Genomic DNA, 25,513 nt, shown 5'->3' on the forward strand with positions numbered 1-25,513 from the left:
GTCACGCCGCACCGCCCGCAGGAGACCGCATGGCAGAGCTGACCCAATCCTCCCCCGCCGGGGTTCCCGAAACCGGCGTGGCCGACCTTGGGCCCTTTAGTAAGCCGTTGTTTCTGGACCCCTCTGCCCGCGCGCTCAGCCGTGTGGGTGTGGTGGATGTCGGGTCCAACTCGGTCCGGCTGGTGGTGTTTGATGGTGCGGCGCGGTCGCCCGCCTATTTCTATAACGAGAAAATCATGTGCGCCTTGGGTGCTGGCATGGCCGAAACCGGTCACCTGTCGCCGCAAGGCCGAGTCCGCGCCCTATCGGCGATGCGGCGTTTCAGCAAGCTCGCCGACAGCATGGGGCTGTCAGAACTGACCGTGGTCGCCACTGCGGCGGTGCGCGATGCCAGCGACGGCCGCGATTTTTGCGAAGATGTGCGCCGCGAGACCGGATTACGCATCTGGGTGATCGACGGCGAAGAAGAAGCCCGCCTGTCAGCGCAGGGGGTTTTGCTAGGCTGGCCCGGTGCTTACGGGCTGGTCTGCGACATCGGCGGCTCGTCGATGGAGCTTGCCGAAATTTCCGGCGGGCGCGTCGGGCGGCGGGTTTCCTCGCAGCTCGGGCCGCTGAAACTGCGCGACATCAAGGGTGGCGCCAAGGCGCGCAACGCCCATATCAAAGAGGTCATGCAAGGTCTGCAGGAACGGATGGGCGCACAGCGGGACCGTCTGTTTCTGGTCGGCGGCTCATGGCGGGCGATCGCGCGGATCGACATGTATCGTCGCGGCTATCCGCTGCATGTATTGCACGAATACCGCATGACCGTCCGGTCGGTCGCAGCAACAGTGGAATTCATCAAGAAGGCCGATCTGACCGAATTGCGCAACGCTTGCGGGGTTTCAAGTAGCCGGATGGAGCTGGTGCCCTATGCCTCAGAAGTTCTGAGCCGTTTGGTGAAATCGTTCAAACCCAAAGATATCGCTATCTCCAGCTATGGCATCCGCGAAGGCATGCTTTATGAGCAGATGCCGCAGCGCTTGCGCGACCGCGACCCGCTGATCGAAGCCTGCCGCTTTGCCGAAGCCAAGGACGCCCGCGTGCCGGGATTTGGCAAAATCCTCTACAACTTCATCTTGCCGCTCTACAAATCCGCGCCACAGCCACGGCGGCGCTTGGTGAAGGCTGCTTGCCTGCTCCATGACGTCAGCTGGCGTGCGCACCCCGATTATCGCGCCGAAGTCTGTTTTGACGCGGCCACCCGCGCCAATCTGGGCGGATTAAAACATTCGGAGCGCATTTATCTTGGGCTCGCGCTGCTCCACCGCTATTCAAACAAGCGCGAAAACACCCGGTTTGCCGATCTCTATCAAATGGTTGATGAAAAAACCCAGACCGAGGCCGCGATTTTGGGCAAGGCGCTGCGGTTTGGCGCGATGCTCTGGATGGACAAGGACGCCGAGCGCGGTGAGTTGCGGTGGTTCCCCAAGAAAAAGCTGCTGGAGTTATGGCTCACCCCTGACATGCTGCCGCTCTTCGGCGAAGTCGCCGAGGCGCGGCTGAACTCACTCGCCTCATCACTGGATGCGGAGGTACAGGTCAAGACCCGCAAAGCAGGTATTCCGGCGGACTGAAGATCTCAGGTCTAAATTTCGATCTGGGGCTCCGGCTCGGTCGGGGTCTCGGGCGGCACCAGCGGATGATCAGGCTTGCGCCGGATAATAATGTCGCCATTGGGCAGCATTTCGGGTGCTTGGTAGGCGTTCCAGTCTTCGACATCCTCCAATATTTCGGAAAGCTTAGGCCCCATTTCCTTGGCGAAGTTGCGTAACGCCGGAGCCATCTGTTGCGCCAAACCCTCAACCCCGTCCAAGGCAGGTTCCATCTCGTCGAGGATTCCTTCCATGAACAGTCGGGCCCCGCGCTCCATCAGTGAGAGCCCACGTTCAGACGGCGCCTCTTCCTCAGCCATCAGAGGGGCAGCCAAAAGGCCAAAAGTCAAAACTGCGGCGCTGATCTGTTTCATAGACTTTAGTATAGCGCGACTAGCGACGGTTTCTAATCACGAATCGTCGAAATCTATCGTTACCGGAAAATGGTCGGAGGCGGTGATGAGTGCGTCACGCAGCGCAGGGTTGGTCCAGCATTCAGGGTCGTCCATTGGATGCCAGATCCGCCAGGTTGCGCCGCGCTCCCGAAATTGCGGCGTGACCATGATGTAATCCAGCAGCGCCTGCAAAAACCGGTTTTCCTGCCGGATCCAGAAGCGCGACGTGCTGGGCACCGCGCCTATTTTCTGCCCGAGCGCGCGTTTTGCATGCGGATCGAACAGCGCGTCCGGTCCATCAAGCCCCAGCAGAATTTCGACAGAGGACCGTCCAAAGAGGTCCTCAAAAGCATCTAGGCCAGGGCCGTCATTCATGTCCCCCATCACCATCAAGGGGGTGCCAGCGGCCAGATGCTCTTCGATCCGGCGCCGCAGCCAGATCGCCTGCGCCAGTTGTTTGCGGCGGTTGGCAATGCCAAAGCGCAGGACGTCGGCCTCGGTCTTGGCACCGTGAGGGGCTTTGGATTTCAGGTGCGCGCCGATCATATGAAAGGCAAACCCCGCTCTATTTTGGACAGCGAGTTCGAGCGGCGGCTTGGAAAACACCACCAAGTCTTCGGTCGCGTCGATATCCAGATCAATCCGGAAGGCACTGTCAAATCGTGGTGCGCCAGTGGCCCCTTCTGGCCCGCTGAACGGCCCATGCGGATCATGCCGCGCCGTGAGCTTGGCAGGATCGAAAAGCAGCGCGATCTCCTGCTGGGTATCGTTGCCAAAACCCAACACTGCTTCGCTGGTGCGTAGGTCAAACTGGCGGGCAAACCGCTCAAGTGCGCGAACTGTTGAATGGCGGCGACCTTGATCGGGGGCCTCGATAATCATCACCGCATCGGCATCCAGCGCCTGCAACACACGGGCAATCGCATTGGTCTGGTCGGCGCGGGTAACATTATAGCGGCCCGACCAGCCTCCATCGTTGTACAACTGGTCGTGGTCGTCAAACAGGCCCGAAAACCATTCCACATTATAGGTCGCGATCCGCATCAGGCGCGTTTTCGTGACAGGGTTTCCCAGGCGCGGTTAATGTCGATCATCCGTTTTTCAGCGAGTTGCACAGCCTCTTCCGGCAGGCCCCGCGCCAGCAGGACATCGGGGTGATTGGCGCGCACCAGCTTGCGCCACGCGGCGCGGGCCTCGTCCAACGGCGCGCCGGGCCGGATGCCAAGAACCGTATGCGGCAAGGGCGAGGTATTGGGCACGAACCGCGCCCGCAATGCTTCGAAATCACCGTCCGGAAGTGCAAAGATCAGCGCCACTTGCTCGAGAAATGCGTCTTCGTTGGGATGATACTCACCATCGGCCATCGCGATGTGGAACAGTCCCTCCATCAGGTCGCGCAACATCTCGGGCTGGCCGTCAAACATCGACGCAATCCGGCGGGCATAATCCTCAAAACCCGCGACATCCTGCCGTGCAAGATCAAACACCCGAGCAGCACCCGCGGCATCACTCTCTGCGATTTGAAAGACCTCGCGGAAGGCAGTGACCTCGTCGCGGGTTACAAGGCCATCGGCCTTGGCCATCTTGGCCCCAAGGGCAATCACGGCGATGGTAAAGGCAACCGACCGTTCCGGCGGGCTGCGCAGCCTATCAAATACCGCCGACAGCCCCTCGCCGGTGGCAAGGGCCGACAGGGCCTCGGATATGCGTGTCCAGATTGACATGGGTGCAGTCTAACGCTTGGGGGGGAGGAAGTCAGGTGGGGACAAGGGTTTTCTGCATCAAAATAAGGTCAAGCCATTGGCCCGCTTTGTACCCGACTTGGGGTAGATAGCCAGTCTGTTCAAAACCCAACCGAGCGTGGAAGGCAGCCGCTGTGGGGTTAGCGCCGCTGATCGCAGCAACCATCACGTGCCGGCGCTGGCTGGCCGCCGCCGAGAGTGCCTGTTGCATCAACAAGCGTCCTGCCCCTTTCCCCTGCGCCGCTTCCGCAACGATCACTGTGTGTTCGACAGTCGCCGCATATCCCGGCCCGGCGCGAAACGGGCCATAGGTGACAAAGCCCTGCACACCCTGCACCCCCTGCGCTTCAATGACCCAGAAACTACCTTGGCGTTCAGTGATCAGCGCCGCAACACCGGCGAGCGTCTTTTCCTGTGACGTGAAGGTGGCCAAGGTATCGCGGATCATACCGTTCCAAAGTGCCGTCACCTGCGGCGCGTCGTCCAGGCGCGCGGGGCGCACCCTCACGTCAGCATCCGTTCACCTGAGGGGGTGGTGAAACGCGCCCGCAGTGCCCTAGGCCCGCTGACAAAGCCGACCCGAGTATCCGTCAGGAACGGGGCGAGCAGATCGCGCAAGGCGTTGACTTCAGGGTGTGACACTTGAAGATCAATGAGAGCGCATTGGGACGTCTCCAACATCATCGCTGGATGCATATCCCCCTGCCATTCGATCAACGCGGGTGCACAATTGTCAAACGGCAAACGGCCCGATGCCGGCACTGCCATCCGCCAACGCAAATCGCCGCGCTGGAGGGACACCGGTGCGCCGAAAGTCTCCGGCAGATCTGCCAAGGTTGCATCCAGATCATTACATCGGCAAATCCAGTTGGTCAGGCGCGGCGAGCCGGAGAAATTGTCGAGGTCAAACCAACGCGGTCGCTCCGGCGCCGGAGCGACCGCGTTGACTGAAATCGCCTCAAGATAAAGGCCATCGTCCAGACCCAGCAGCTTATTGTGGGTATGGAAAATATCGTGCTCGCCGCCCTGCTGAAGCATAACGCCGAGCGCTGTCTCAACCTGTGTTGCAGCCTCGGCCAAGGTAAGGCCGGCAACCGCCAAATGGTCTAGTTCCATGAACGTTCCCTACACGAGTTTGGGCACCATGCTATGACCTATCTCGGAGTGTACCTAGCTAGAATTATGTTTCTGTCGGCAAAAGATTTATATTTCGGAAATGCAGATCGAGTTTACAGCGAGCCTGAGCGGATTCTTTGAATTTCATTCCCGATCGGCGTAGGGCTGGTGCCCGCCCCAATATGAGGCGGGCACCTTGACCCTAGCTTTTCGTTGCGCGGATCAGTTTCAGAATGTCTTGCGCTGCTGACGGAATATTTGTGCCCGGCCCGAAAATCGCTTTAACCCCTGCATCGTAAAGGAATTGGTAATCCTGCTGCGGTATGACACCCCCACAGATCACCAGAATATCATCGGCTCCTGCGTCTTTGAGTGCCTGCACCAACTGGGGTGCCAGCGTTTTGTGACCTGCAGCCTGCGACGAGATGCCGATCACGTGGACATCATTGTCCACCGCGTCCTGCGCGGCTTCGGCGGGAGTTTGAAATAGCGGACCTACGTCCACGTCGAAACCGATGTCGGCAAAGGCTGTCGCGATCACTTTGGCACCGCGGTCATGGCCGTCTTGCCCCATCTTGACCACCAGCATGCGCGGGCGACGACCTTCGGCTTCGGCAAAGTCCTCAACAGATTTCTGGATCGCAGCAAAATCAGCGTCGCCTTCATAGGCCGCACCGTAAACACCGGCGAGGGTCTTTACCTCGGCGCGGTGGCGGCCAAATTCATCTTCCATTGCCATACTGATCTCCCCAACGGTTGCCCGAACCCGCGCGGCCTCGACCGCTGCTTCGAGCAAATTGCCCCCTTCGCGGGCCACGCGTGTCATGTTTTCTAGCGCGGACTGGCAGGCAGCCTCGTCCCGTTCGGCCCGAATTTTATCCAGCCGTGCAATCTGGCCTGCACGCACTTTGACATTGTCCACGTCCAGAATATCGATGGGGTCTTCCTTGTCGCGGCGGTATTTATTGACCCCGACAATGACCTCGGTGCCGCGGTCGATCTGGGCTTGTCGGGTGGCGGCGGCTTCTTCGATGCGCAGCTTTGGCATGCCCGAGGCGACTGCCTTCGTCATACCGCCCAACGCCTCGACTTCTTCGATCAGCTTCCATGCGGCCTCAGCCAGATCATGGGTTAGCTTTTCGACATAGTAGCTACCTGCAAGCGGGTCGACGACATTGGTAACACCGGTTTCCTCTTGCAAAATCAATTGGGTATTACGCGCGATACGGGCAGAATGATCAGTGGGTAGGCCAATTGCCTCGTCCAGAGAATTGGTGTGTAGGCTTTGCGTGCCTCCCAAAACCGCGCTCATTGCCTCATAAGCCGTGCGTACAACGTTGTTATAGGGGTCCTGCTCGGCGAGGCTGACGCCGCTGGTCTGACAATGGGTGCGCAGCATGCTGGACTTGGGGTTCTGCGGCTCGAATTCCTCCATAATTTTGTGCCACAACATCCGCGCTGCCCGTAGCTTGGCCGCCTCCATGAAGAAGTTCATGCCAATGGCAAAGAAGAACGACAGGCGTCCCGCAAAGCTATCCACATCCATGCCCCGCGCAATCGCGGTGCGGACATATTCACGCCCGTCAGCAAGGGTAAAGGCAAGTTCCTGCACGAGGTTCGCACCCGCTTCTTGCATGTGATAGCCGGAGATACTGATCGAGTTGAATTTCGGCATGTAATCGGCGGTGTATTCAATAATATCCGCGACGATCCGCATCGAAGCCTCTGGCGGATAGATGTAGGTGTTGCGGACCATGAACTCTTTGAGGATGTCGTTCTGGATGGTCCCCGCCAGCAGTGATTTATCGTGGCCCTGCTCTTCTCCCGCGACAATAAAACTTGCCAAGATCGGGATGACCGCGCCATTCATCGTCATTGACACGCTGACCTTATCGAGCGGGATGCCATCGAACAGGATCTTCATATCCTCGACGGAATCTATCGCCACGCCCGCCTTGCCGACATCACCCTCCACCCTCGGGTGGTCGCTGTCATAGCCACGGTGGGTGGCCAGATCGAAGGCCACCGAGACCCCCTGCTGGCCTGCCGCAAGCCCGCGCCGGTAAAAAGCGTTGGATTCCTCGGCGGTGGAGAAACCTGCATACTGGCGGATCGTCCATGGGCGGCCTGCATACATCGTGGCCTTTACACCGCGCGTGAAGGGGGCCGCGCCCGGGATCGTGCCAAGATGGCTCAGATCTGTCAGATCGTCAGCGGTATAGAGCGGTTTGACGTCAATACCTTCCAGCGTGTGCCAGACCAGATCATCAGGTGTGCGTCCGCGAAGTTCGCCTTCAGCCAGAGTGCGCCAGATGTCCTGGGGGGTGTCCTTTGTCATGTCTTTGTCCTTTTGTCATGTCGCCCGCCGGCAGGCTGCTGCCTGCTCTTTTGCGGGTGGGATCCTCTGTCAGTTGGGCAAGCCCGTCTGCACCGGCGGCAAGCCAGTGCAAATCGTCAGCATAGTGTTCGGCCAGTTGGGACGATTGGCGGGTGTCGAAAGGCAGCCAGCGGCCTGTGCCATCGGGCAGTTCGTCAGGGTTGCGGCCGCGCAGAGCGAGCGCCTTGCGTAATGCTGGCAAATTGGGTGAGCGGTTGAGCCAGCGGGATGTTTTGACCGCAGGTGCGGCGCTGCCGAGCGCGGTGGCCAGCAACTTATCCGGTTGACCCGCGGCGCGTTCGAAAGGTGTGACCAAAATCTCGGCCTCGGGCAAGGCGCAGGAGATATCCATGATCACATCGCGCCACGTGCGCCTGCTGTGGGTAATCTTCTCAAGCGCCTCGCTCCCCGCCACATTATGGCCGCGCCCTACAACGAACGCCGCCAGCGAAGACCAGAACAACTCCTGTGAGCGCAGGGTCAGGACGACGCGCGTCACTTGCCCGTCAAACGCTGTTCCCACCCGTGCGAGCCTATCGCCGATGGCCGGATACAGCGCGGCATGACGCAGGCAGTGTTGCGGCGTGCCGATGATGTTTTCGTCGCTGACCAACAACTGCCGTGTCCCGGCGCGATGAGCCAATGCCAGTTGCATCCTGACCCGTCCTTCGGCACGGCGAACCAAATCCCGACCCAGTGCAATGCGCGGTCCGGGAAACAGCCCCGGTATCACAATTGCGCGGGTTCGTAGTGGTCCCCAAAATCCAATGCCCCGCCGCGCCAACGCGTCCACATTATCGCGCATGTAGTGTTGAAAGGTCGTGGTACCGGTGCGATGCGCACCCAAATGCAGAACGATTTCCATGCGAGGTCGGCCCCTGATCAAGGTTCTGGCCGCCCCGACCGGCCGGGATATGGGGAACCTGCCTTTCATGCCGCAAAACCTGTTACACTGGGCTTAATGATAAAAATGGCCAAACCAGTCATCGCAATCGTGCGCAGACCGCTTATATTCAGGGAGACAGGAGCCCAGATGAAATTATTCTTACGAACTGTTATTGCTGGCATTCTAACCGCCGGCAGTATGGTCCATGCCGCTGAAGAAACGCCGCCGGATGTGCTCTTTGCCCCTGCGGATATGGCGGATTTAAGCGAATTTATCTGGAAAAAACGCCCTGTTCTGGTCTTTGCCGACAACGAGAACGATTCCTCATATATCGAACAGATCGAGCTTTTGCATGAGAACGAGGCCGACCTGATCGCGCGGGATGTGATCGTGCTGACCGATACCGACCCCGCCGCCCGCAGCGCACTGCGGATGCAAATGCGGCCGCGGGGTTTCATGCTGGTGCTCGTCGGCAAGGATGGCGGCACTAAAATGCGCAAACCCTTCCCGTGGGATGTGCGCGAGATTACCCGAAGCATCGACAAAATGCCGATCCGCCAACGCGAAATCAGGGACGAGAAAGAACGGCACGGAAACATCATCGAATAGCCGGACAGCGCTGTCCGGCCGCGTGGTGCACCGCCCAAAACGGGCAGAGCATCACGTCGATTTATCCAAGCACGTTGCTTCACCGGGTTTATTCAAACTCCATGATCACGTCGTCCACGGCGAGGCTATCGCCTGCTGCGGCATTGAGCTTGCTCACCACGCCTTTGCGTTCGGCGCGCAGGATGTTCTCCATCTTCATCGCTTCGATCGTGCAGAGCGCTTGGCCTTCCTGCACTTCCTCGCCGACTTCGACGTTCACCTTCACCACGAGGCCCGGCATCGGGCAGAGCAGCATCTTGGAGGTATCGGGCGCCTGCTTTTCCGGCATCAATCGGGCCAGTTCGGCCTGACGCGGGGTGCGGACATGAACGCGGATGTCAGCGCCACGGGTTCGGATGCGGAAACCGCCCGAAATCTTGCCGACTTTCAGCACCAAAGGCGCATCACCGACCGTCATCACCGCAAGTTGGTCGCCGGGCGTCCAGTCGCTTGAGACGCGGTGCGATGTGCCGTCCTCGAACGCGACGGTTGCCCCGTTCGGGTCGGCCTTGATAGTCACGTCAAAGCTTTGCCCTTGCAGTGTCACGTTCCAGTCAGAGCCGACTTTACGCTCATGGTTATCCATCCGGCCTGACACCCGCGCACGGCGGATTTCTGCAACACGGTGCATCGCGGCAGTGGCCGCAGCGATCCGGCGCAACTCGGCCTCGTCCAGCTCGACGCCGTTGAACCCGTCGGGATATTCCTCTGCGATGAAGGCCGTCGTGATGTCGCCCGAAACAAATTTAGGGTGATCCATCACGGCACTGAGGAATGGCAAGTTGTGGCCAATGCCTTCGACCTCGAAACTGTCGAGGGCGACGCGCATCCGTTCTATCGCCTCGCCACGGGTCGGTGCCCATGTGCAAAGCTTGGCGATCATCGGATCGTAATACATGCTGATCTCGCCACCCTCGAAGACGCCGGTATCATTGCGCACCACATGGCTGTCGAGCGTGACCTCGGCAGGCGGACGGTAGCGGGTCAGACGCCCGATGGAGGGCAGAAAGCCGCGATACGGATCCTCGGCATACAGCCGGTTTTCGATGGCCCAACCGGTCAACTTCACATCGTCCTGCGTCATGGTAAGTTTTTCACCATTAGCGACACGGATCATCTGCTCCACCAGATCGACGCCAGTGATCAATTCGGTCACGGGGTGTTCGACCTGAAGCCGTGTGTTCATCTCGAGGAAAAAGAAGTTCTTGTCGCCGTCCACGATGAATTCGACCGTACCCGCACTGGTGTAGCCCACCGCCTGCGCCAGTGCGACGGCCTGCTCGCCCATCGCCTTACGGGTGGCTTCGTCGAGAAACGGGCTCGGCGCTTCTTCGACAACCTTCTGGTTGCGGCGCTGGATCGAACATTCCCGCTCGCCCAGATAAATGCCGTTGCCATGCGCGTCACAGAGCACCTGAATTTCGATGTGGCGCGGCTGGGTGACAAATTTCTCGATAAATATGCGGTCATCGCCAAAGGAGTTTGCGGCTTCGTTCTTGGAGGATTGGAAACCTTCGCGGGCTTCATCGTCATTCCATGCAATTCGCATGCCCTTGCCGCCGCCGCCCGCGGAGGCCTTGAGCATCACCGGATATCCGACCTCGTTGGAGATTTTCACCGCTTCGTCGGCATCCTCGATCAGCCCCATATAGCCTGGAACGGTGCTAACCCCCGCCTCCTGCGCGATTTTCTTGGAGGTTATCTTGTCCCCCATCTTTTCGATCGCTCCCACAGGCGGGCCGACAAAGGCCACGCCGGCCGCTTCTAGCGCTTCGGCGAACTTGGAGTTCTCGGACAGAAAACCATATCCGGGGTGTACAGTTTCGGCGCCTGACGCCTTCACGGCCGCCATTACTTTATCAATAACAATATAGGACTGATTGGCGGGCGGCGGGCCGATATGGATCGCCTCGTCCGCCATTTCCACATGCAGCGCCTGCGCGTCGGCGTCCGAATAGATCGCAACCGTGGAAATACCCATCTTGCGGGCGGTCTTGATGACACGGCAGGCGATCTCGCCACGGTTGGCAATCAGGATTTTCTTGAACATGGGAGGTCCCTTGAGCTTGTTTTTATATTGCGGAACGCAAAAAGACCGCCCGGCGCACTGCCGGACGGTCTATTGCACTATGAAGTTGCGCCGCTGCGAAAGCCGCGCTTACCGATCGCTGATCAGCTACATTTAACGACGTTGGTTTGGCAGGCGAGCACGTTTGCGCCCGCACCGATGGCCGCACCCTTGCCAAGGCTGCCGCCGGTAATTGCCGCGGCACCAGCGCCCACTGCAGCGCCACCCAGAGCTTGTTCGCCAAGTGTGTCACCACAGGCCGCAAGGCCAAGGGCCGCAGCGCCTGCGAGGATGAGTTTTGTTGCTGACATGAAATCGCTCCAGAATATTTGTGTATTGTTGGCTCAACCGCCGAGCGGCTGAAAGGTTTCGTCAGGGACCAATTAACATCAGTATCCGCGACATTTTTCGGGATGAAGATAAAAGCAGCGCCGATGCTTTGGTCGCTGCCTTCGGTGCGGACATTGCCGATTTCCAAACTCCAAGCCAAGGCGGAAACGCAACCTTGGCGCGATCCGGCAAGGCAGCGCCGAGGGGGGGTTGGAATAGGCAAAATCACGCCGATCAATCCTCGAAGGCGTCGGGGAAAGCCGCGCGGGCGACGGCTTCGTTGATTACTAGAAGCGATTCATAATCCGCCGGATCGAACGGATCGGTCGCCGGGAGCACCTCGCGCCCCATCAACCATGACAGCCGTCCCGCATCCAGATTGCCGCGCTCAAACGGCTGATCACCGAAATGATCCCAAAGCGCTTTCATGAAATAGGTATCGGCGCGCTTGTCCGGTGCGCGGCGATCGGCACGGCGCTCGCGCCGCGTGAGCGCTGTCACCCCTTTGGGGTTGGGTCGGCGGATGATAAATTGAAAGTCCGTACCGGGCAAACGCCCTGGAAAACCGCGATGTTTCAGCATGTTACCCCACGGACGTCAGGGGCACTCTGGCGGTTGGTAAGGACAGGCGCGAACGCCTGTCCCTGCAGGCAATTACTTGTACTTGCCTGTGTATGTTGGCTCAACCGAGATAGGCTCTGGGTTAACAACAACGTATTCTTCTTCGGTCTGTCCGCTTGTGCATGCTGCGACGGCGGCAACGAAGCCGAACATTGCAAGCAGTTTGATGCTCTTAGACATCTAAGTCTCCTGTTACTGTTAGTGGGGCACGGCACGACAAAATGCCTCACACACCCCGATTCTGAGGTAAGGTATACGTGGGTATTCCTCAACACGTTATTATTAGAAAGCCGGAGCGAATGATACTGGGGTTGAGCCAATCGGCGGCTGTGTGACGCCAAAGCATCACTGCGACGCCCTCTGCGGGGGCGTGCCGCAATATATTGTAGATCCATCACAGAACCTCCCACATACATGTGTCGCCTTGAGGGCGAAACGCTTCAAAAAACTGGGTCGCATCGGGATCGGGCTGACCGAATTCGGTCTGGCGATCGGCCAGTGATACGATGATGATATCCCCCTCCAGCGCGAAATCCGCGATGTAGGGAAGTGCAAGCATTGAACACAGATGGAGCATGTCCTCGCTGGCCTGCTCATAGCTGATCGCGCCCGCCTCGCGCGAAATCTGCGGCGCGACAAACCGGAAGCGCAACCACGTCTCCTCACCCATGTCATCGATCAGAACTTCTTGCAGCTCGACGGGCTGGCCTGAGGGGACCTCGATCGCATTGGCGGCGCTGGCAGACAGCATAAATGTGAACAACACAGCCTTCATCGCGCGCAGCCGCCCTGCCCCACACAGAAGCGATCTGCGTCAGGTGTGAAACGGCGCGGTATGTGTTGCGCGGCAGCCTGACCGCCGCGCAGCAAGGCGTTAAAGCGGAATATTGTCATGCTTTTTCCATGGGGTTACGACCTTCTTGTTGCGCAACGAGGCAAAAGCCCGCGCGATCCGTTTGCGCGAGGTGCGCGGCTGGATCACCTCGTCGATGAACCCGCGCTCGGCGGCAACAAAGGGGTTGGCGAAACGGTCTTCGTAATCCTTGGTGTGCTGGGCGATTTTTTCAGGATCGTTCAGATCGGCGCGGTGGATGATCTCGGTGGCCCCCCTGGCGCCCATCACGGCAACTTCGGCCGTGGGCCACGCATAGTTGAAATCAGACCGCAGATGCTTGGAGGCCATGACGTCATACGCGCCGCCGTAGGCTTTACGGGTGATCACCGTGACCATCGGCACCGTTGCCTGACCGTAGGCAAATAACAGCTTCGCGCCGTGCTTGATCACGCCGCCATATTCCTGACTGGTGCCGGGCAAAAAGCCGGGCACATCGACAAGCGTCAGAATTGGAATATCAAAGCAATCGCAGAACCGCACAAAGCGCGCGGCCTTGCGCGAGCTATCGATATCCAGACAGCCTGCCAGCACCATCGGTTGGTTGGCAACCACGCCCACGCTGCGGCCTTCGATACGGATAAAGCCGGTGATGATGTTCTTGGCGAAATCTTCCTGAATTTCGTAAAAATCGCCCTCGTCCCCAAGCTTGAGGATCAGTTCTTTCATATCGTAAGGCGTGTTGGCATTGGCGGGCACCAATGTATCCAGCGACGCTTCAATCCGGTTCGGGTCATCAAAGAACGGGCGGACAGGCGGCTTCTCGCGATTGTTGGCAGGCAGGAAATCCACCAGACGGCGGACCTCGGCCAAGGCCTCCACGTCATTCTCGAACGCCGCATCCGCGACGGAAGATTTGCGGGTATGGGTGCTGGCGCCGCCAAGCTCTTCGGCAGTAACGACCTCGTTCGTCACGGTCTTGACCACATCAGGGCCGGTCACGAACATATAAGAGGTATCCTTTACCATAAAGATAAAGTCGGTCATCGCGGGGGAATAGACCGCGCCACCAGCGCAGGGGCCCATGATCACGCTGATCTGCGGGATCACACCACTGGCTTCGATATTGCGCTGGAATACTTCGGCATAACCAGCAAGCGAGGCCACGCCTTCCTGAATACGTGCGCCACCGGAATCATTGATTCCGATCAGAGGTGCGCCGTTCTGGATCGCCATGTCCTGAATTTTACAGATTTTCTGGGCATGGGTTTCTGACAACGAGCCGCCAAAGACGGTGAAGTCTTGCGAGAACACATAAACCAGACGTCCGTTAATTGTGCCCCAGCCCGTCACCACGCCATCGCCAGCAGGCTTTTGTTTTTCCATGCCAAAATCGGTGCAGCGATGGGTCACGAACATGTCGAACTCTTCAAAACTGCCTTCGTCCAGCAACAGATCAACCCGCTCACGGGCCGTCAGCTTGCCGCGGGCATGCTGCGCGTCAATGCGCTTTTGGCCGCCTCCCAGACGAGCGGTTTCGCGGCGCTGTTCAAGCTGTTCTAGAATGTCTTTCATGACCTACCCCTGCTTATGGCTGCGCATACTCTATCGAAGCTGGCAGGCGGACCAAAGAGCCATTATGCAAATTTGCAAATAGTTTTCAAAGACAAGCCTGCAAATTGCGAATATGCAAATGTACGTTCTCGCCATGGACTTAACGCCAGAGCAGGCTTATTTGCATTTTCATGAATAACGCGCCCCCCGTCCGCTTTCTCGACCGGACCACCCCGCCCCACATTACAACGCTGATTATGCTCTCTGGCATGTCGGCTCTGGTGATGAATATTTTTCTGCCGAGCCTGCCGCAAATGGCCGAATATTTCGGCACTGATTACGCGGTGATGCAGCTTTCGGTGCCGCTCTATCTGCTTTGTTCAGCGGTGTTGCAACTGTTCATCGGGCCGATTTCCGACAGTCTGGGGCGGCGCAAGGTCATGCTCTGGGGGATGGCGCTCTTTGTGCTGGCGACAGTGGGCTGTATCTTGGCCCCCAATGCCGCCGTGTTTCTGACATTCCGCATCGGCCAAGCCGTGATTGCTACTGCAATGGTGTTGTCGCGCGCAGTGATCCGCGATCTTTACTCGCAAGACGAATCTGCCTCGATGATCGGCTATGTGACGATGGGCATGGCGTTGGTGCCAATGATCAGCCCGGCCGTCGGCGGCTTAATCGAGCAGTATTTCGACTGGCACGCGACATTCATTCTTATGGCTGTAATGGGCTTGGCCGTGATGTGGCTGGTTTGGGCTGACATGGGCGAAACCGCCGTTGCCTCGGGCAAAACTCTGCGGGCCCAATTTGGAGAATACCCCGAGCTTTTCCGCTCGCCGCGCTTTTGGGGCTACGCGCTCGCCGCGGCTTTCTGCTCTGGCGCGTTCTTTGCTTATTTGGGGGGCGCACCCTTTGTCGGCAGCGTCGTGTTCAACCTTAGCCCCTTCTGGCTCGGCATATATTTCGGCGCTCCTGCCATCGGCTATTTCGCGGGCAATTTCTTCACCGCGCGTTTCGCCACCAGATTTGGCGTGAATAATCTCGTACTCTGGGGCTGCCTCGCCAATGCGATCGGCAGTTCAATCTCGATCCTGATTTTCCTCGCGGGTTATGGCTCGGCCATCAGCTTTTTCGGGATGATGACGCTGGTGGGCCTTGGGAACGGGCTTTGCATTCCTAACGCGACCGCCGGAATGCTATCCGTCAGGCCGCATCTGGCGGGCACCGCATCGGGCCTTGGTGGGTCTATTATGATCGGCGGCGGATCGGGTCTCGCCGTCTTGGCAGGGGCACTGCTGACCCCTGAATCCGGCGCTTACCCGCTGTTGTGGCTGATGTTGTTGACGGCTATCGCTGGCGTCGCCTCGATCATGATCGTCATCCGCCGCGAAAAGCAACTAGGGCTTCGCAGCCGCTAAAGCCCACTCCCGCTTGCGCTAGTGAGTTTGCAAAGCTAGCTTGCAAATTGTGCAAAGTAGGCGGGATAGATCATGGCCACGCAAAAACTATATGCCGGCGCCAAGCTGCGCGAATTGCGTACCCGGCTTGGCCTGACGCAGAAAGATTTCTCGGCGCGTTTGGGCGTATCCCTGCCCTACCTGAACCAGATGGAAAACAACAACCGTCCCGTCAGCACCACTGTAGTGTTGGCAATGGCGACCGAATTCGGGCTCGACGTGACCGAACTTTCATCCGGCGATGGTGAGCGTTTGGTCAGCGACATGCGCGAGGCGCTCAGCGATCCGGTTTTTGGCGGGACCATGCCCCCTGTCGCCGATCTGCGCCTCGCCGCCTCCAACGCACCGGGGTTGGCGCGGGCCTTTCTGGAACTGCATCAAAGCTACCGCCAGACCCATGAACGCCTTGCCTCGCTGGACGAGGCTTTGGGCCGGGAAGATGCCCGCATCAGCCCATCGCCATGGGAAGAAGTGCGCGATTTCTTTCACTACTGCGACAACTATATCGACGCTGTGGACCGTGCCGCCGAACGGTTTGCCACCCGCGACACCAGTGCTGCCTCCATCCGTGAGGTCGCCGTAAATACCCTCAGCGAAGTGGGCGTGCAGGTCGCTTTTGCCGACATGGATACCCTGCGCCATTTCGATCCTGAGACAGGCAAGCTCAGCCTCTCATCCCGCGCGGCCCCGCAGACCCAAACCTTCCAAATGCTGCTGCAAGTTGCCCTGTCCCGCCAGAACCCTCTACTTGAGGCAACGCTCGATCTGGCCCGTTTCCAAAGCGCTGCCGCCCGCGATATCGCGAAAATCGGGCTGGCCAACTATTTCGCTGGTGCCGCACTCATGCCCTACAAATTGTTTCTGGACCGCGCGCAAGACGACCGACACGATCTGGAGCTTCTGGCCAGCCGATTTGGCGCCTCCATCGAACAGGCCGCCCACAGGTTGTCGACGCTGCAACGCCCGGGGGCCAAGGGCATCCCGTTCTTCTTTGTACGGGTTGATCAGGCAGGCACAATTACCAAACGCCACTCGGCCACGCGGCTGCAATTCGCGCGTTTCGGCGGTGCCTGCCCGCTATGGAACGTGCACCGGGCCTTTGAAACACCCGGTCGCTTTTTGCGACAACTGGCCGAAACGCCGGATGGGGTGCGCTACATCAGCCTTGCGCGCGACATCTCAAAACCTGCGGGACGCTTCGGCGCCCCTGTCAGACGCTATGCAATCGCCTTGGGGTGCGAGGTACGCCATGCCGCCGCGATGGTTTATGCCGACGGATTAGATCTCAGCCGCGAAAGCGCGTTTGAGCCGATTGGTATCTCTTGCCGGATTTGCGAGCGCAAGAATTGCCACCAACGCGCCGTGCCCCCGCTTGAGCGCAAACTGGTGGTCGATCCGCACCTGCGCGACGTCCTGCCGTATCGGGTCGAATAGGCGCGCTGTCTGCTCTCCTCCAGCCAGATGAACGATAATAGGCTGCCTCTAGCGCTTGGCTGCCCGCCAGCCGGCGGCCCGGGCCTCAGCTTCAGAGCAGAACCACCTCTCCCCGTTCTGCACACTGATGCCGGCCCGCGCGTAATCGCGTTGCCCCGGTACATGATAGATATGGCCGGATTTGGAGATGTTGCCTTTGATGACACAGCCGTCCGGCGCAGTCGCTGCCGCGTCACCTGATCCCGCTTTGCGCGCTGTTGCGCGGGCCAATCGGTGATCTGAAGGCGCTGCCAACACAAAGCTATGGATGCCGCGCCCCGCGATGAAAGCCGCTTTTTCCTCGAGGTCATAAGCCATTGAATACCTGCGGTAGGCGAAGGCCAAACCGTTTTCTACCAGCACACGGCCCAGATCGCGGTCCTGAACGGTACAGCGTGCCACGACACGGTTATACCGATCCCGTTCGATCGGGTCGCACTGTGCTACCTGTCCTTCAAAAGCGGCGCGCACCTGCGCAGTAACCCAAGCGCCGCAATCCAAAGCCGCCCCACCTGCGTCCTGACAAGGTTGCCCGTGCTCTGGCGCGTCAACGCCGTGTAGGCGGACACGCACGGGGCCCACATCGATCGTGTCCCCATCGATCACATGCAGGACGCCCGAAAAAGCAGCCTCCTCTGCCTGGGCACCCCAAGACAGCAACATAAGAACAAGGAGCGAACAAAATCTTAACATACCAGCGATATGACTCGGCTCACCGGTCACATCAACTGATCAGGTTAATAAAAGTTAACGTTGCGCAATTTGCCAGTTCGGGTGTTGCCAAGGCGCGTCATTGGCGCGGGCCAATGGATCAAGCCCCAACAACATGTCGGAGACCTTCTCGCCGACCATGATCGAGGGCGCATTGAGGTTACCGTTGGTGATCCGTGGAAAGATCGAGCTGTCGGCAACCCGCAGTCCTTCGACCCCGATCACACGCGCCTGCGGATCGACCACGGCTTGCGGATCGTCGGCACGGCCCATCCGGCAAGTCCCGCACGGATGATAGGCGCTCTCGGCATGTTCTCGAATGAACCCGTCAAGCTCGTCATCCGATTGCAGGGCTGCACCGGGCTGGATCTCGTGCTTCACGAAGGGCTTAAACGCCTCCTGTCCGAAAATCTCGCGGGTCAGGCGGATGCACCTGCGGAAATCTTCCCAGTCGCTGGCCTCGGACATATAATTGAAGCGGATAACCGGATCTGCCTGCGGATCAGACGAACGCAGTGTCACCGCCCCGCGCGAGGCCGAACGCATCGGCCCGGTATGGGCCTGAAAACCGTGACCCTCAGCCGCGGCTTGCCCGTCATAACGCACCGCGATCGGCAAGAAGTGATACTGAATATCAGGATATGGCACCCCCGCCTGCGAGCGGATAAAGGCCGCCGATTCAAACTGGTTCGACGCGCCCATCCCGCGCTTGGTCAACAACCATTGCGCCCCGATCACCGCTTTGGACAGCAAATTCCAATGCTTATAAAGCGTTATCGGCTGCGACGCTGCCATCTGGATGTACAGTTCCAAATGGTCCTGCAGGTTTTGCCCAACACCCGGCCGATCCGCGACCACCTCAATGCCGTGCTCGGCCAGATGCGCTGCTGGTCCAATGCCTGACAACATCAGCAACTTAGGTGAGTTCAGCGAAGATGCCGCCAGCACCACTTCACGCTCGGCAGAGATCACCTCGATACGACCCCCGCGCGACACCTCGACGCCGGTGGCACGACCCTCTTCAATAACTATCCGCCGCGCCAAGGCACGCACAATTTGAACATTGCCGGTTTTCTGTGCAGGCCGCAGATAGGCATTGGCCGCCGACCAGCGCCGCCCGCCCCAGACCGTCTGCTCCATCGGGCCAAAACCCTCTTGCTGCTGGCCGTTGTAATCGTCCGTGACCTGATAGCCCGCCTGCTTGCCGGCCTGCACAAAGGCATCAAACAACGGGTTTTCGCGCGGGCCACGACTGACATGCATCGGCCCGTTGGTGCCGCGCCATGTGGCATCGCCGCCATGGCCGCCATCATGCCACGTTTCCATCCGTCTGAAGTAGGGCAGCACATCGGCAAAGGACCAGCCCTGCGCACCAGCCTCCTCCCAATGGTCGAAATCCATCGAATGGCCGCGCACATAGACCATGCCATTAATCGAGGACGATCCACCGATCACCTTACCGCGCGGGCAGACCAACTCGCGGCCGCCCAGATGCGGCTCAGGCTCGGACTTATAGCCCCAGTCATAGCGTTTCATATTCATCGGATAGCTCAGCGCCGCCGGCATTTGGATGAACGGCCCCATGTCGGTGCCGCCATGCTCGATCACGATCACCTTGCGGCCCGCCATCGCCAACCGATATGCCATCGCACAGCCCGCGCTACCTGCCCCGACAATCACAAATTCCGCTTTCATTTCGCTTCCACTTCCTTCGTGATTCCGGGGCGGGTCAAGGATGCGAAGCACCGCGCGCATGCGCGGCTCGTCCTTGACGCGTCCGGGAATCGCATCACAAAATTGTCGAGGTGTCTTGAGCCACAGAAAGTGGGCTCAAGACACCTCTCAGCAATTTGACCTCGCCCCTGCAGCGCACAGAAAGGCCAAATATTTTTACTGGAGCCACCACGACCGCCCAGCATGTCTTGCGCCGCAGGCGCGCATTTGGGCCCCGTCAGAACGGGGCTTCTACATCGTCCATCCGCACAAAAACCGACTTCAACTGGCTATAGTGCTCTATCGCCGCCCTGGAGTTTTCACGGCCGACGCCCGACATTTTCGACCCGCCAAACGGAGCTTCGACCGGCGCGTCGTTGTAGGTGTTGATAAAGCAGGTGCCCGCTTCAAACCGCGCCGCGACACGGTGGGCGCGGGTCAGATCGCGGGTGAACACACCAGCGGCGAGCCCGAATTCGGTGTCATTGGCACGGGTCATCACATCGTCTTCCTCCTCGAAATCGAGAACCGCCATAACGGGGCCAAAGATTTCTTCGCGGGCGATGGTCATTCCATCTGTCACATCGGCAAAGACCGTGGGCTCCAGATAGAAACCTTCGCGGTCGATGCGCTTGCCGCCACAGACCAGCCGCGCGCCTTCGGCTTCGCCCTTTTCGATATAGCCCAGCACCGTGGCCATCTGCCGCTCCGACACCATCGGGCCGAAGCTGGTTTTGGGGTCCATCGGGTCGCCGATTACCGCATTGCCGAGCCGCTCGGTCAGCCGTGCGAGGAACTTTTCTTTGATCGCCTTGTGCACAAAGACCCGTGTGCCGTTGGAACAGACCTGACCGGAGCTATAGAAGTTGCCCAAGATCGCGCCGCTCACGGCATTCTCGATATCGGCATCTTCGAACACGATCATCGGGGATTTGCCGCCCAACTCCATCGTGACGTGTTTGATGCCCTCGGCTGCTGCGGCATAGACCTTGCGCCCCGTTGGCACCGATCCGGTCAGCGATACTTTATCGACGCGCCGGTCGGTGACCAGTGCCGCGCCAACCTCGCCCATGCCCTGCACGACGTTATATAGCCCTGCGGGCAGACCCGCCTCATGCAGAATTTCTGCGACCTTCAATGCACAGAGCGGCGTGGTCTCGGAGGGTTTGAAGACCATCGAATTGCCGCATGCCAGTGCAGGTGCTGCTTTCCAGCAGGCGATCTGGGTCGGGTAGTTCCACGCACCGATGCCGACACAGACCCCGAGCGCTTCGCGGCGGGTATAAACCCAGTTTTCGCCAAGCTGGATGTGTTCGCCGGTCAGGCTCGCGGCGATACCCCCGAAATACTCGAGCGCATCCGCGCCACTGGTGGCATCGGCGACGGAGGTTTCCTGATAGGGTTTACCGGTGTCATAGGTCTCCAGCACGCTGAGGTCGTGGTTGCGTTCGCGCAGCAGGTCGGCAGCCCGGCGCAGGATGCGGCCGCGTTCGGTGCCGGTCATTGCGGCCCATCCCGCCTGTGCTTTTTTAGCCGCCGTGAGGGCGCGATCAATGATGGCTGGCGTCGCCGCGTGCAGGGTCGCGATGACCTCTCCGGTTGCGGGATAAATCACCTTGATCGGGGTGCCTGCGGTATCTTCGACATAGGCGCCATCGATGAAGTGGCTGGCCTCGGGTTGTGTTTTATAGGTCATTTTAGAACTTTCTTGCCTCTGTCGGGGATATTGCAGGTCAAAAGAGCGGTCATTCCCCGCGGGGGTAGCGCTTGCTTTCTTCCAGTGTGTTCAGGTCCATGTGGTTGCGCATGTATTGCTCGGACGCCTGCCGCAAGGGCTGGTAGTCCCACGGGTAATAGCCGCCCTGACGCAGCGCCTCGTAGACGACCCAGCGGCGGGCCTGACTTTGGCGCACATCGGCATCAAAGCTTTCGAGATCCCAGCGGCTCGCGGCTTCAACGCGGAAGCGTTCGAGAGTTTCGGCATGGGCGGGATTTTCAGCAAGGTTGGTGATTTCATGCGGGTCGGCGTCGAGATTAAACAGCTGTTCGGGATCAATGGCGCAGTTGGTGTATTTCCACTGGCCCTGCCGCAGCGCGATCATCGGAGATTGCGTTGCTTCGGCAGCGTATTCCATTGCGACAGCTTCAGTGCGCGGTAGGCCTTTGGCCAAGGGTACAAGCGACTGGCCGGTGGTCCAAGGCATCACCTCGGCCATGCTGACCCCTGCCAGATCGCAGAGCGTCGGGCAGACGTCGATATTGCTGACCGGTGTGCTGTGCAGTCCGGGTGCAATTCCCGGTGCTGCGATCATCATGGGCACGCGACAGGAGCCTTCAAGAAAGCTCATCTTGAACCACAACCCGCGCTCGCCCAGCATGTCGCCGTGGTCGGAGACAAAGAGGATGATCGCCTCTTGGCGGGTGTCTTCGAGGGTTTGCAGCAACTCGCCGATCTTATCGTCGAGGTAGCTGATATTGGCGAAATAGGCGCGGCGCGAGCGGGCGATGTCTTCGTCTGTAATGTTGAATTCGCGCCAGTTGTTGGCGTCAAAGATGCGTTGGGAATGCGGGTCGTGATTTTCGTAGTCGAAAGCCGCCACTTCGGGCTGCAGATGGGCGCAATCCTCGTAGAGATCCCAGTATTTCTTGCGCGCGACGTAAGGGTCGTGCGGGTGGGTGAAGCTGACGGTCAGGCACCAGGGCCGGTCATCGGCACCGCGCGACAGGTCGTAAATCTTGCGGTTGGCATTGTAGGCAACCTCGTCGTCGTATTCCATCTGGTTGCTGATTTCGGCCACGCCTGCGCCAGTGACGGAACCCATGTTGTGATACCACCAGTCGATGCGCTCACCGGGTTTGCGGTAGTCGGGGGTCCAACCGAAGTCGGCAGGGTAAATGTCCGTGGTTAAGCGTTCTTCAAAGCCGTGGAGCTGGTCGGGGCCGACGAAGTGCATCTTGCCAGACAGGCAGGTGTGATACCCCGCGCGGCGCAAGTGGTGCGCGTAGGTCGGGATCGAGGAGGCGAATTCGGCGGCATTATCATAGACGCCTGTTGCCGAAGGCAATTGCCCCGACATGAAGGCCGCGCGGCCGGGCGCGCAGAGCGGTGACGCCGTATAGGCATTGGCAAAACGCGCCGAACGCGCCGCCAGCGCCTTGAGATGCGGCGCATGCAACCAGTCCGCTGGTCCGTCGGGAAACAGGGTGCCGTTGAGCTGATCGACCATCAGAATAAGTATGTTTGGCTTGGACATTCAGCGGTCTTTCAGCAGAAGTTCGAGGGTTGATAGTGCGCTGGCACGCGCGGCACTTGCGGTCCCGCGGCTCGACAGGGCGGCACGCAGATAAAGCCCGTCAATCAACGCCGCCAGTGTATCTGCATCAGCGACGGGATGCCTGCTGATACTGCGCAACGCGTGGGTCAGGTTCGAGCGAAGACGACGCTGGTAGAGACGCAGCAGCCGCTTTGTATCGTCGCTGGTGCGCGACGCGGCATAGAGGGTCATCCAGGCGTTCACGGTGCCCGGGGCAAAACAGGTCTCGTCAAAGCTCGCGATGATGATCGCCTCGGCGCGGGCGCGCGGGGTGCGTGCATCCGCCAGACGGGCGCGGACTTCGGTGCCGTATTCGATCAGGATATGGCGCATCGCGGCGAGAAATATCTGATCCTTGCCGCCGAAATAGTGGTGCGCCAATGCCGTGGACATGCCCGCTCGCCGTGCGATCTGCCCCACGGTTACGTCCAGCGAATGGGCCGCACCGATCTCGGCAATGGTCGCTTTGACCAGTGCAGAACGGCGGATGGGTTCCATTCCGACCTTGGGCATGGGGATTCGTCCTCTCGGCTGTGATACCGCAGGATAGAACTTCCTTTATTGACCCGTCAATCAAGAATGGGAGAAGGTGATGGGATCAGACCTTTGTCGCATGGCTCGGCGGGGTGATTTGGCGGTTAAGCATCGCCTCGCGCCAAGTGATGAAAGTGGCCGAGGCAAGGATAACACAACCGCCCGCAACCACCCAGATATCGATCGCCTCGCCAAACACCACGACCCCCAGAAGCGTCGCCCAGATCAGTTGCAAGAACGTGACGGGCTGGGTCACGGTGACCGGTGCGGCGGCAAAGGCCAACGTCATGGTGTAATGACCCGCTGTGGCAAAGAAGGCGACGCCAAGAAGGATGGTGATTTCCCGCAAGTTCGGCGTGATCCAGACCGGCAGCGCAAAGGGCGCCAAGCCAATCGTCACAAAGACCGACAGGAGCATCACCACAACCGTTGGACGGACCTCATCTGCCAGCACTTTGGCCAGCAGATAGGAACCCGCAAAAACCACCGCCGCGATGAGCATCGCGAGATGGCCGGTGCTGACTTCGCGAAATCCGGGGCGCAGAATGATCACCGCCCCTAACAACCCCAAACAAACCGCAACGATCCGGCGCAGTGCCAACCGTTCGCCCAAGAATATTGCCGCCCCGACGGTGACGTAGATCGGAGCGAGATAATTCATCGCGGTAACTTCGGCGATCGGCAATCGGGTCATCGCGTAGAACCACAAGATCACCCCCAGCGCATGCAAAAAACCACGCAGGCCGAACAGCGACCACTGGCGGCGGCTCAAATGCGCGGAACGCAGCGCGTGCATTGCAGGTAGCAGAAACACCAGACCCATCGCATAGCGCAGAAAGGCCGCTTCCGCCGAGGGCAGGCGCGGCCCCATATGCTTGACCAAGGCCGTAACCAAGATAAAACAGGCACCGGTGACGAGCATCCAGAAGATGCCCGCGACGGGGCGGTGAGGCAAAGTAGTTGTCATACGAACCTTGTTTCCCATGCCACCGGCAAGGACAAGACCGCATTGTCCCAAAGGATCACATCAGCAGCAGTTTGAGCGCGATTGCCCACATGGTGAGCGCGATCAGCCCGTCCAGTATCTGCCAACTGCGCGGATTTGCGAAGACCGGATCAAGCAGCCGCGCCCCGTACCCGAGCGAGAAGAAAAAGACAAAGCTTGCCAGAACCGCACCGCTGCCGAAGGCTAAACGGTCGGGATATTGCGCCGAGATAGAGCCAAGCAATACCAGCGTATCAAGATAGACATGCGGGTTGAGCCAAGTCAGCGCCAGCAATGTCAGGATTGTCCGCTTCAGGCTGAGGGTGCTTGCGCCACCCGTCTTCAAAGCCTCGCCGCCCTTCCAAGCAGCGCGGGCGTTTTGCCAACCGTACCAGATCAAAAACCCCGCCCCACCATAGCGCATGGCAGTTTCAAACCACGGCATGGCCTCGGCCAATGCACCAAAACCCGCAACCCCCGCCGCGATCAGGATCGCATCGGAAAGCGCGCAGGTCAGACAGACCCAGAACACATGCGCCCGCCGTAACCCCTGCCGCAAAACAAAAGCATTCTGCGCCCCTATCGCCAGAATAAGCGTCAGGCTCAGCGCAAACCCGGGAATGAAAGAGGTGAACATGGTGGTCTATCCCTTGGGGTTTCCCGCTGGCTTTGCATTCCCTTGCGACAGCGCGGCACGCAGAGCAAGTCCCCTCAGCCGATGCGCCGCAAGTCAGCCGCAATACGTCGTTACAAAAACGACACAAATCAGTGATCCGCACGCGATGCACTGGCGAAATGCCAACACCGCGCCTATGTGCACTTCAGCAATAAGGAAATTGAGATGTTCGACAGACAACAGAAGCTGGAAATCAGCCCCGAGCAGTTTGCAATCATTGAAGAAGCGCTGCACACGCAGTCTAAAATTCTGAACGTTCAGGCCAGTGCTGGCGGCAGCAATGCCCGCCGCCGTTTGAACGAGGTAAAAGGCGTTTTGGCTTTTATGGCCGCCCAGAAACCGGCTGCGAATGACAACGAAAGCCGCGCAGTCTTTGGCTGGTTCGGCAAGACCCGCGTTTCAGGCTAACGCAACGCGCCGCATTTACGCGGCATCCCCCGACATAAAAAA

At 59.3% G+C, this 25,513-nt stretch carries 25 protein-coding genes; 5 read left to right on the plus strand and 20 right to left on the minus strand.

What is annotated here, in order from left to right:
- Window positions 1-29 precede the first annotated feature (29 nt).
- On the plus strand, window positions 30-1,616 hold the full coding sequence (locus BM174_RS15775; RefSeq protein ID WP_093924826.1) for a Ppx/GppA family phosphatase: 1,587 nt from the start codon (window positions 30-32) through the stop codon (window positions 1,614-1,616).
- Between the two features lie 11 nt (window positions 1,617-1,627).
- On the opposite strand, the gene BM174_RS15780 is transcribed toward BM174_RS15775, so the two are convergent.
- The 7 genes from BM174_RS15780 to BM174_RS15810 all read right to left on the minus strand — a co-directional run bounded on the left by BM174_RS15780 (window position 1,628) and on the right by BM174_RS15810 (window position 8,129).
- Window positions 1,628-2,008, minus strand: a complete 381-nt coding sequence (locus tag BM174_RS15780) for a hypothetical protein (protein ID WP_093924827.1) — start codon at window positions 2,006-2,008, stop codon at window positions 1,628-1,630.
- 36 nt (window positions 2,009-2,044) lie between these two features.
- Window positions 2,045-3,073 carry an endonuclease/exonuclease/phosphatase family protein gene (locus tag BM174_RS15785; RefSeq protein WP_093924828.1) on the minus strand — a complete coding sequence of 343 codons (1,029 nt, stop codon included), beginning with the start codon at window positions 3,071-3,073 and terminating at the stop codon, window positions 2,045-2,047.
- Window positions 3,073-3,753: a molecular chaperone DjiA gene (locus BM174_RS15790; protein ID WP_093924829.1), complete on the minus strand. Its 681-nt coding sequence runs from the start codon at window positions 3,751-3,753 to the stop codon at window positions 3,073-3,075. The genes BM174_RS15785 and BM174_RS15790 overlap by 1 nt, the downstream gene beginning before the upstream one ends.
- A 31-nt stretch (window positions 3,754-3,784) precedes the next feature.
- A complete protein-coding gene (locus BM174_RS15795) occupies window positions 3,785-4,279 on the minus strand; it encodes a GNAT family N-acetyltransferase (protein ID WP_093924830.1) in 495 nt (164 codons plus the stop codon).
- The gene (locus BM174_RS15800; RefSeq protein ID WP_093924831.1) at window positions 4,276-4,887 is read right to left on the minus strand and encodes a VOC family protein; all 612 of its coding nucleotides are present in this window, start codon (window positions 4,885-4,887) and stop codon (window positions 4,276-4,278) included. The genes BM174_RS15795 and BM174_RS15800 overlap by 4 nt, the downstream gene beginning before the upstream one ends.
- Before the next feature lie 202 nt (window positions 4,888-5,089).
- Entirely contained in the window at window positions 5,090-7,225 is a 2,136-nt protein-coding gene (scpA, locus tag BM174_RS15805) for a methylmalonyl-CoA mutase (RefSeq protein ID WP_093924832.1), read from the minus strand.
- Entirely contained in the window at window positions 7,182-8,129 is a 948-nt protein-coding gene (locus BM174_RS15810; RefSeq protein ID WP_093924833.1) for a hypothetical protein, read from the minus strand. The genes scpA and BM174_RS15810 overlap by 44 nt, the downstream gene beginning before the upstream one ends.
- A 168-nt stretch (window positions 8,130-8,297) precedes the next feature.
- On the opposite strand from BM174_RS15810, the gene BM174_RS15815 reads away from it, so the two are divergent.
- Entirely contained in the window at window positions 8,298-8,759 is a 462-nt protein-coding gene (locus tag BM174_RS15815) for a DUF4174 domain-containing protein (protein ID WP_093924834.1), read from the plus strand.
- A gap of 88 nt (window positions 8,760-8,847) precedes the next feature.
- On the opposite strand, the gene BM174_RS15820 is transcribed toward BM174_RS15815, so the two are convergent.
- From BM174_RS15820 to BM174_RS15840, 6 genes are all read right to left on the minus strand, one after another.
- Window positions 8,848-10,848, minus strand: coding sequence for an acetyl-CoA carboxylase biotin carboxylase subunit (locus BM174_RS15820; RefSeq protein WP_093924835.1), 2,001 nt, complete (start codon window positions 10,846-10,848; stop codon window positions 8,848-8,850).
- Between the two features lie 122 nt (window positions 10,849-10,970).
- Window positions 10,971-11,177: a hypothetical protein gene (locus tag BM174_RS15825; RefSeq protein WP_093924836.1), complete on the minus strand. Its 207-nt coding sequence runs from the start codon at window positions 11,175-11,177 to the stop codon at window positions 10,971-10,973.
- 253 nt (window positions 11,178-11,430) lie between these two features.
- Entirely contained in the window at window positions 11,431-11,778 is a 348-nt protein-coding gene (locus BM174_RS15830; protein WP_093924837.1) for a hypothetical protein, read from the minus strand.
- A 72-nt stretch (window positions 11,779-11,850) separates the two neighbouring features.
- Window positions 11,851-11,997 (minus strand): hypothetical protein, encoded by a 147-nt coding sequence (locus BM174_RS21115; protein WP_177209502.1) that lies wholly within the window; start codon window positions 11,995-11,997, stop codon window positions 11,851-11,853.
- 214 nt (window positions 11,998-12,211) lie between these two features.
- A complete protein-coding gene (locus tag BM174_RS15835; RefSeq protein ID WP_245766403.1) occupies window positions 12,212-12,592 on the minus strand; it encodes a DUF6497 family protein in 381 nt (126 codons plus the stop codon).
- Window positions 12,593-12,691: 99 nt separating this feature from the next.
- On the minus strand, window positions 12,692-14,224 hold the full coding sequence (locus BM174_RS15840) for an acyl-CoA carboxylase subunit beta (protein WP_093924838.1): 1,533 nt from the start codon (window positions 14,222-14,224) through the stop codon (window positions 12,692-12,694).
- Between the two features lie 170 nt (window positions 14,225-14,394).
- Here BM174_RS15840 and BM174_RS15845 point away from each other — a divergent pair, with 170 nt between their 5' ends.
- Both BM174_RS15845 and BM174_RS15850 read left to right on the plus strand, forming a co-directional pair.
- Complete coding sequence (locus BM174_RS15845; RefSeq protein WP_093924839.1) at window positions 14,395-15,618, plus strand: multidrug effflux MFS transporter; 1,224 nt, start codon at window positions 14,395-14,397, stop codon at window positions 15,616-15,618.
- A 72-nt stretch (window positions 15,619-15,690) separates the two neighbouring features.
- Complete coding sequence (locus BM174_RS15850) at window positions 15,691-17,091, plus strand: helix-turn-helix domain-containing protein (protein ID WP_093924840.1); 1,401 nt, start codon at window positions 15,691-15,693, stop codon at window positions 17,089-17,091.
- Between the two features lie 48 nt (window positions 17,092-17,139).
- Here the strand turns inward: BM174_RS15850 and BM174_RS15855 are convergent, their stop codons facing one another.
- The 7 genes from BM174_RS15855 to BM174_RS15885 all read right to left on the minus strand — a co-directional run bounded on the left by BM174_RS15855 (window position 17,140) and on the right by BM174_RS15885 (window position 25,024).
- Complete coding sequence (locus BM174_RS15855) at window positions 17,140-17,736, minus strand: thermonuclease family protein (protein WP_342742072.1); 597 nt, start codon at window positions 17,734-17,736, stop codon at window positions 17,140-17,142.
- A gap of 141 nt (window positions 17,737-17,877) precedes the next feature.
- Window positions 17,878-19,536: a choline dehydrogenase gene (betA, locus tag BM174_RS15860; protein ID WP_093924890.1), complete on the minus strand. Its 1,659-nt coding sequence runs from the start codon at window positions 19,534-19,536 to the stop codon at window positions 17,878-17,880.
- Between the two features lie 256 nt (window positions 19,537-19,792).
- Window positions 19,793-21,250, minus strand: a complete 1,458-nt coding sequence (betB, locus tag BM174_RS15865; RefSeq protein WP_093924842.1) for a betaine-aldehyde dehydrogenase — start codon at window positions 21,248-21,250, stop codon at window positions 19,793-19,795.
- A 49-nt stretch (window positions 21,251-21,299) separates the two neighbouring features.
- Window positions 21,300-22,808: a choline-sulfatase gene (betC, locus tag BM174_RS15870; RefSeq protein ID WP_093924843.1), complete on the minus strand. Its 1,509-nt coding sequence runs from the start codon at window positions 22,806-22,808 to the stop codon at window positions 21,300-21,302.
- Window positions 22,809-23,381, minus strand: a complete 573-nt coding sequence (gene betI / locus BM174_RS15875; RefSeq protein ID WP_093924844.1) for a choline-binding transcriptional repressor BetI — start codon at window positions 23,379-23,381, stop codon at window positions 22,809-22,811.
- Window positions 23,382-23,466: 85 nt separating this feature from the next.
- Window positions 23,467-24,369, minus strand: a complete 903-nt coding sequence (locus tag BM174_RS15880; protein ID WP_093924845.1) for a DMT family transporter — start codon at window positions 24,367-24,369, stop codon at window positions 23,467-23,469.
- 55 nt (window positions 24,370-24,424) lie between these two features.
- Entirely contained in the window at window positions 24,425-25,024 is a 600-nt protein-coding gene (locus BM174_RS15885; RefSeq protein ID WP_093924846.1) for a LysE/ArgO family amino acid transporter, read from the minus strand.
- A gap of 204 nt (window positions 25,025-25,228) precedes the next feature.
- On the opposite strand from BM174_RS15885, the gene BM174_RS15890 reads away from it, so the two are divergent.
- Complete coding sequence (locus tag BM174_RS15890) at window positions 25,229-25,471, plus strand: hypothetical protein (protein ID WP_093924847.1); 243 nt, start codon at window positions 25,229-25,231, stop codon at window positions 25,469-25,471.
- Window positions 25,472-25,513 lie beyond the last annotated feature (42 nt).

This window comes from Sulfitobacter brevis (assembly GCF_900112755.1).
In the GTDB taxonomy this organism is placed as follows: Bacteria; Pseudomonadota; Alphaproteobacteria; order Rhodobacterales; family Rhodobacteraceae; genus Sulfitobacter; species Sulfitobacter brevis.